Annotated in this window: 1 protein-coding gene; it reads left to right on the top strand. The window is 71.3% G+C overall.

Annotated features, from left to right (window positions below; genetic code table 11):
- Positions 1-6,120: amino acid adenylation domain-containing protein (locus AB0G79_RS33205; RefSeq protein ID WP_360813195.1), on the top strand; the 6,120-nt coding region annotated here is incomplete at both ends.

A 6,120-nucleotide genomic window follows, 5' to 3' on the forward strand; every position in this document is an offset into this window, starting at 1 on the left:
CGTTCGCGTCTGGTCGCGATCGACGACACGTTCGTCGAGATGCAGCTCGCCGCCGCCCCGGCCCAGAGCCCGGAGCGTGAGGTCGATCCGCAGTCTCTGGCGTACGTGATCTACACCTCGGGTTCGACCGGCCAGCCCAAGGGCGTGGCGGTCACCCACGGCGGCCTCGCGAACTACACCGCCGCCGTCCCCGACCGTCTCGGCTTCGGCGACGAAGGCGCCCGCTACGCGCTGCTCCAGGCCCAGGCCACCGACCTCGGCAACACGGTCGTCTTCGCGAGCCTCACCACCGGCGGCGAACTCCACATCCTCGACGAGGCAGCGGTCACCGACCCCGGACTGGTCGCCTCCTACCTCGCCGACCACGGCATCGACCACTTCAAGGCCGTCCCCTCACACCTGGCGGCGCTCACCGCCTCCGGCATCGAGGCAGTCCTGCCCGCGCAGTCCGTGGTCCTCGGCGGCGAGGCCGCGTCCACCCCGTGGCTGCGCGAGCTGCTCGCCGCAGCCGGCGAGCGCGCGGTCCACAACCACTACGGACCGACCGAGACGACGATCGGCATCGCGACCACGCGGCTGACCGCCGAGGGGATCGCGGGCGGGAGCGTTCCGGTCGGCACACCGATCGACAACACCCGCTTCTACCTGCTCGATTCCCGCCTCCAGCCGGTCCCGGTCGGTGTGGTCGCGGACCTGTACGTCTCCGGCGCCGGCCTCGCCCGCGGCTACGTGGGCCGCGAAGCCCTCACCGCCGAACGCTTCGTCGCCAACCCGTACGAGCGGGGCGAGCGCATGTACCGCACGGGCGACCGCGCGAAGTGGACGCCGGACGGCCAGGTCGTCTTCCTCGGCCGTGCCGACGACCAGGTCAAGATCCGCGGCTACCGCATCGAACCCGGCGAGGTCCAGGGCGTCCTGACGGGCCATCCGCTGGTCGACCAGGCCGCCGTCATAGCCCGCGAGGACAACGCCGGTGACCGCAGGCTCGTCGCCTACGTCGTCCCGACCGACATCGAGGACCCGAACGAGGAACTCCCCGACTCTCTCAAGAAGTTCGCGGCGCAGCGGCTCCCGGAGCACATGGTCCCGTCCGCGGTCGTCGTCCTGGACGCGCTGCCGCTGACCGGCAACGGCAAGCTCGACCGCAAGGCCCTGCCCGCACCCGACTACTCCTCGTCGCTCGCCTCGGGCGGCAGGAGGGCGGCGACGCTGCAGGAGGAGATCCTCTGCATGGCCTTCGCCGAGGTCCTCGGCCTGCCCGAGGTCGGCGTGGACGACGACTTCTTCGAGCTCGGCGGCCACTCCCTCCTCGCCGTCCGCCTCGTCAGCCGCATCCGTTCCGTCCTCGGCGTCGAGGTCGGCATCCGCGAACTCTTCGAGGCCCCGACGGTGGCCGGACTCGCCGCCGGCCTGACCGGTGCCGCACAGGCCCGGCTGGCCCTGAAGGCAGGGGAGCGCCCGGAGCGCGTACCGCTCTCCTTCGCCCAGCGCCGCCTGTGGTTCATCGGCCAGCTGGAGGGCCCGAACGCCGCCTACAACGTCCCGGTGGCCCTGCGCCTCGACGGCGACGTCGACCACGAGGCCCTGGAGGCCGCCCTGCGGGACGTGATCGAGCGCCACGAGGTGCTGCGCACCGTCTTCGAGGTCGCCGACGGCGAGCCGTACCAGCGGATCGTCCCCGCCGACGAGCTGGAGTGGACCCTGCCCCTGGTGGAGGTCGCCCCGGAGGAGCTCGCCGACGCGGTCGCCGCGGCGGCCGGTCACGCCTTCGACCTCGCGGTCGAAATCCCCTTCCGTGCCTCACTGTTCACCACCCCGGACAACGACCGCGTGCTCGTCGTCGCGATGCACCACATCGCCAGCGACGGCTGGTCCAAGCGCCCGCTGGCGGGCGACCTGTCGGCCGCCTACGCGGCGCGCCGCGACGGCCGCACCCCTGTGTGGGAGCCGCTGCCGGTCCAGTACGCCGACTACGCGCTCTGGCAGCGCGAGCTGCTCGGCGACGAGAACGACGAGGACAGCCTCATCTCCCGCCAGGTCGCCTACTGGCGGCGGACGCTGGCCGACGCACCCGAGGAGCTTCAGCTCCCGGTCGACCACCTGCGGCCGGCGGAGCCTTCGCACCGCGGTCACGCCGCCGCCCTGACCGTGCCCGCCGACGCGCACGCCCGCCTCGTGGAGGTGGCGCGGGCCGAGGGCGTGACCACGTTCATGGTCCTGCAGGCCGCTCTGGCGATGCTCCTGTCGAAGCTGGGCGCGGGTACGGACATCCCGATCGGCTCGGCGAACGCCGGCCGTACGGACGAGGCCCTCGACGACCTCGTCGGCTTCTTCGTCAACACCCTCGTCCTGCGTACGGACCTGTCCGGCGACCCGACCTTCCGCGAGGTCCTCGGCCGCGTCCGCGAGACGAGCCTGTCCGCCTTCGCCCACCAGGACGTCCCCTTCGAGCGGCTCGTCGAGGAACTGGCCCCGAGCCGGTCGATGGCCCGGCACCCGCTGTTCCAGGTGATGCTCCAGGTGCAGAACAACGCCGAGGCCGTCCTCGACCTCGACGGTGTACGGACCGGGAGCATCGCGACCGGTACCGGCGCTGGTACCGGCACCGGAGCTGCCACCGGCACCTCGGTGGCGAAGTTCGACCTGGACGCCTCGGTGGTCGAGACCGTCGACGAGCACGGAGCCCCGGCAGGCCTGCACGGCTCCGTGGTCGCCGCCGCCGACCTCTTCGACGCGGAGACGACCCACCGGCTCGTGGCGCGCTGGGCGCGTGCCATCGAGCAGCTCGCCGCGGACCCGCAGCTCCGCCTGAGCGCCCTGGACGTCCTGGACGAGACCGAGCGCACGCAGCTCCTCGACGGCTGGAACGACACGGCGGCCGAGACGCCGACCGGTTCGCTGCCTGAGCTGTTCGAGGCGCAGGCGGTGCGGACGCCGGGGTCGGTGGCCGTCGTCTCGGGCGGTGCGGAGGTCTCGTACGCGGATCTGGACGCCCGCGCCAACCAGCTGGCCCGCCAGCTCGTGACCCTGGGTGTGGGTCCGGAGTCGTTCGTCGGTGTCTGCCTGGAGCGCGGTATCGACACGGTCGTGGCGCTGCTCGCGGTGCTGAAGTCCGGTGGTGCGTACCTGCCGATCGACCCGTCCTATCCGGCGGACCGGATCGCGTACATGCTCGGTGACGCGAAGCCGACCGTGGTCCTGGCCTCGGCGAGCACGGCCTCCGTGATCCCGCAGTCGGACGCGACGACCGTCCTGGTCCTGGACGAGCTCGACCTCGCCGGACTTGAGGCCGCCCCCCTGGGCGTGGAGATCCGTCCGGAGCACCCGGCGTACGTCATCTACACCTCGGGTTCGACGGGCCGACCCAAGGGCGTCGTCGTGGAACACCGTTCTGTGGCCGGCCTGATGGGCTGGGCGGCGGGGGAGTTCGGCGGGGAGGACTTCCGCCGGGTCCTGGTGTCCACGTCCTTCAACTTCGACGTCTCGGTCTTCGAGCTCTTCGGGCCGCTGGTGTCGGGAGGCAGTGTCGAGATCGTCGGTGACCTGCTGGCCCTGGCCGACGCGGAGGCTTCGGTCGGCGACGTCAGCCTGGTCAGCGGTGTTCCCTCGGCCTTCGCGCAGATGGTGGCCGCGGGCGAGATCCACGCCCGCCCCAGGACCGTCGTCCTGGCCGGCGAGGCCCTGACCGCGGACGCCGTCGCCGGTATCCGCACCGCCATCCCCGGCGCCCGGGTCGCGAACATCTACGGCCCGACCGAGGCCACGGTCTACTCCACGGCCTGGTATGCGGACGACGAGGTGGACGGGATCGTGCCGATCGGCCGCCCGATCTCCAACGCCCGCGTGTACGTCCTGGACGGTGCCCTGTCGCCGGTCCCTGCCGGTGTCGCAGGTGACCTGTACATCGCGGGTGCTGGTCTGGCCCGCGGATACCTGGGCCGTCCCGAGCTGACCGGTGAGCGTTTCGTCGCGGACCCGTTCTCGTCCGACGGCGGCCGTCTCTACCGCACGGGTGACGTGGTCCGGTGGAACGCGGACGGTCAGATCGAGTACCTCGGTCGCGCGGACGAGCAGGTCAAGATCCGTGGCTTCCGCATCGAACTCGGCGAGGTCCAGGCCGTCCTGGCCGGCCACCCGCTGGTCGCCCAGGCCGTGGTCGTGGCCCGCGAGGACGTGCCGGGGGACAAGCGCCTGGTCGCCTACGTCGTCCCGAACGACAGCACTCAGGAGACCGAACTGATCCACCAGGTCACCGAGTTCGCCAGCGACCGCCTGCCGTCGTACATGGTCCCGTCGGCGGTCGTGGTCCTCGACGCGCTCCCGCTGAACGTCAACGGCAAGCTCGACCGCAAGGCCCTCCCGGCCCCGGACTACTCGGCGGGCAAGGAGGGATCCGGCCGCAGCGCGTCGAACCTGCGCGAGGAGCTCCTGTGCGGAGTCTTCGCCCAGGTCCTCGGCCTGCCCGAGGTCGGTGTGGACGACGACTTCTTCGCCCTCGGCGGCCACTCCCTCCTCGCTGTCCGCCTGATCAGCAGGGTCCGTACGGTTCTCGGTGTCGAGGTTCCGCTTCGGGCGTTGTTCGACACGCCGACGGTTGCGGGTCTGGCGGCCGGTCTCGACGGTGCGGGTCGGGCCAGGCTCGCTCTGGCGGCGGGGGAGCGGCCGGAGCGGGTGCCGCTGTCCTTCGCGCAGCAGCGCCTGTGGTTCATCGGTCAGCTGGAGGGCCCGAGCGCGACCTACAACATCCCGTTCGTACTGCGGATGGCCAAGGAGGTCGACCGGGACGCGCTCGCCCTCGCCTTCCGTGACGTGGTCGGCCGGCACGAGGTCCTGCGGACCGTCTTCCCGACGGCCGAGAACGGCGAGCCCTACCAGAACGTCATCGAGCCCGCCGACCTCGACTGGCAGCTGAACGTCGTCGACGTGGAGCCCGCGGCGCTCGACGCCGCGATCGCGGACGCGGAGGCGTACGCCCTCGACCTCTCCACCGAACTGCCCATCCGGGCGACCCTCTTCGAGGCGGGTGCCGAGGAGCGGGTGCTGGTCGTGGTGTTGCACCACATCGCGGGTGACGGATGGTCGACGGCTCCGCTGGCCCGGGACCTGTCCACGGCCTACGCGGCGCGTGCCGAGGGCCAGGCCCCCGGGTGGGAGCCGCTGCCGGTCCAGTACGCGGATTATGCGCTGTGGCAGCGCGAGCTGCTCGGTGACGAGAGCGACACCGGCAGTGTGATGGCGCGTCAGATGGCGTACTGGCGTGAGGCTTTGTCTGGTTCTCCGGAGGAGTTGGCGCTTCCGTTCGATCGTTCGCGTGCGGCGGTCGCGTCGCATCGTGGGCACCGCGTGCCGGTGGAGATCCCGGCCGAGGTCCACGCTCGTCTGGTGGAGGTGGCGCGGGCCGAGGGGGTGACTCCCTTCATGGTCCTGCAGTCCGCGCTGGCGATGCTGTTGTCGAAGTTGGGTGCGGGTACGGACATTCCGATCGGCTCGGCGAACGCCGGTCGTACGGATGAGGCTCTGGACGATCTGGTCGGCTTCTTCATCAACACGTTGGTGATCCGTACGGACCTGTCGGGTGATCCGACGTTCCGTGAGGTCCTGGGCCGGGTGCGGGAGGTGAGCCTTTCGGCTCTGGCGCATCAGGAGGTGCCGTTCGAGCGGTTGGTGGAGGAGCTGGCGCCGAGTCGGTCGATGGCCCGGCATCCGTTGTTCCAGGTCCAGCTGGACCTGCAGAACAACGCCGACGCCGTCCTCGACCTCCCCGGAACCGAAGGAGGCGGCACGTCCTCGGACACCGCCGTGGCCAAGTTCGACGTCGAGATCCGACTCACGGAAACCCACGACGAGCTGGGCGCCCCGGCCGGCGTACGCGGCCAGGTCGTGGCCGCGGCCGACCTCTTCGACCCGGACACGGTCCGCACCCTGCGTGAACGGTTCGTCCGCGTCCTGGACCTGCTGACCGTCGCCCCGCAGACCCACCTGAGCAGCCTCGACGTTCTCGGTGACGACGAGCGTCGTCGGGTGTTGGTGGAGTGGAACGACACGGCGACGGACCTGGGTTCGGTGTTGGTGCCGGAGCTGTTCGCGGCTCAGGTGGCGCGTACTCCTGATGCGGTGGCT

This window comes from Streptomyces sp. NPDC020807 (genome assembly GCF_040641575.1).
Classification (GTDB): domain Bacteria; phylum Actinomycetota; class Actinomycetes; order Streptomycetales; family Streptomycetaceae; genus Streptomyces.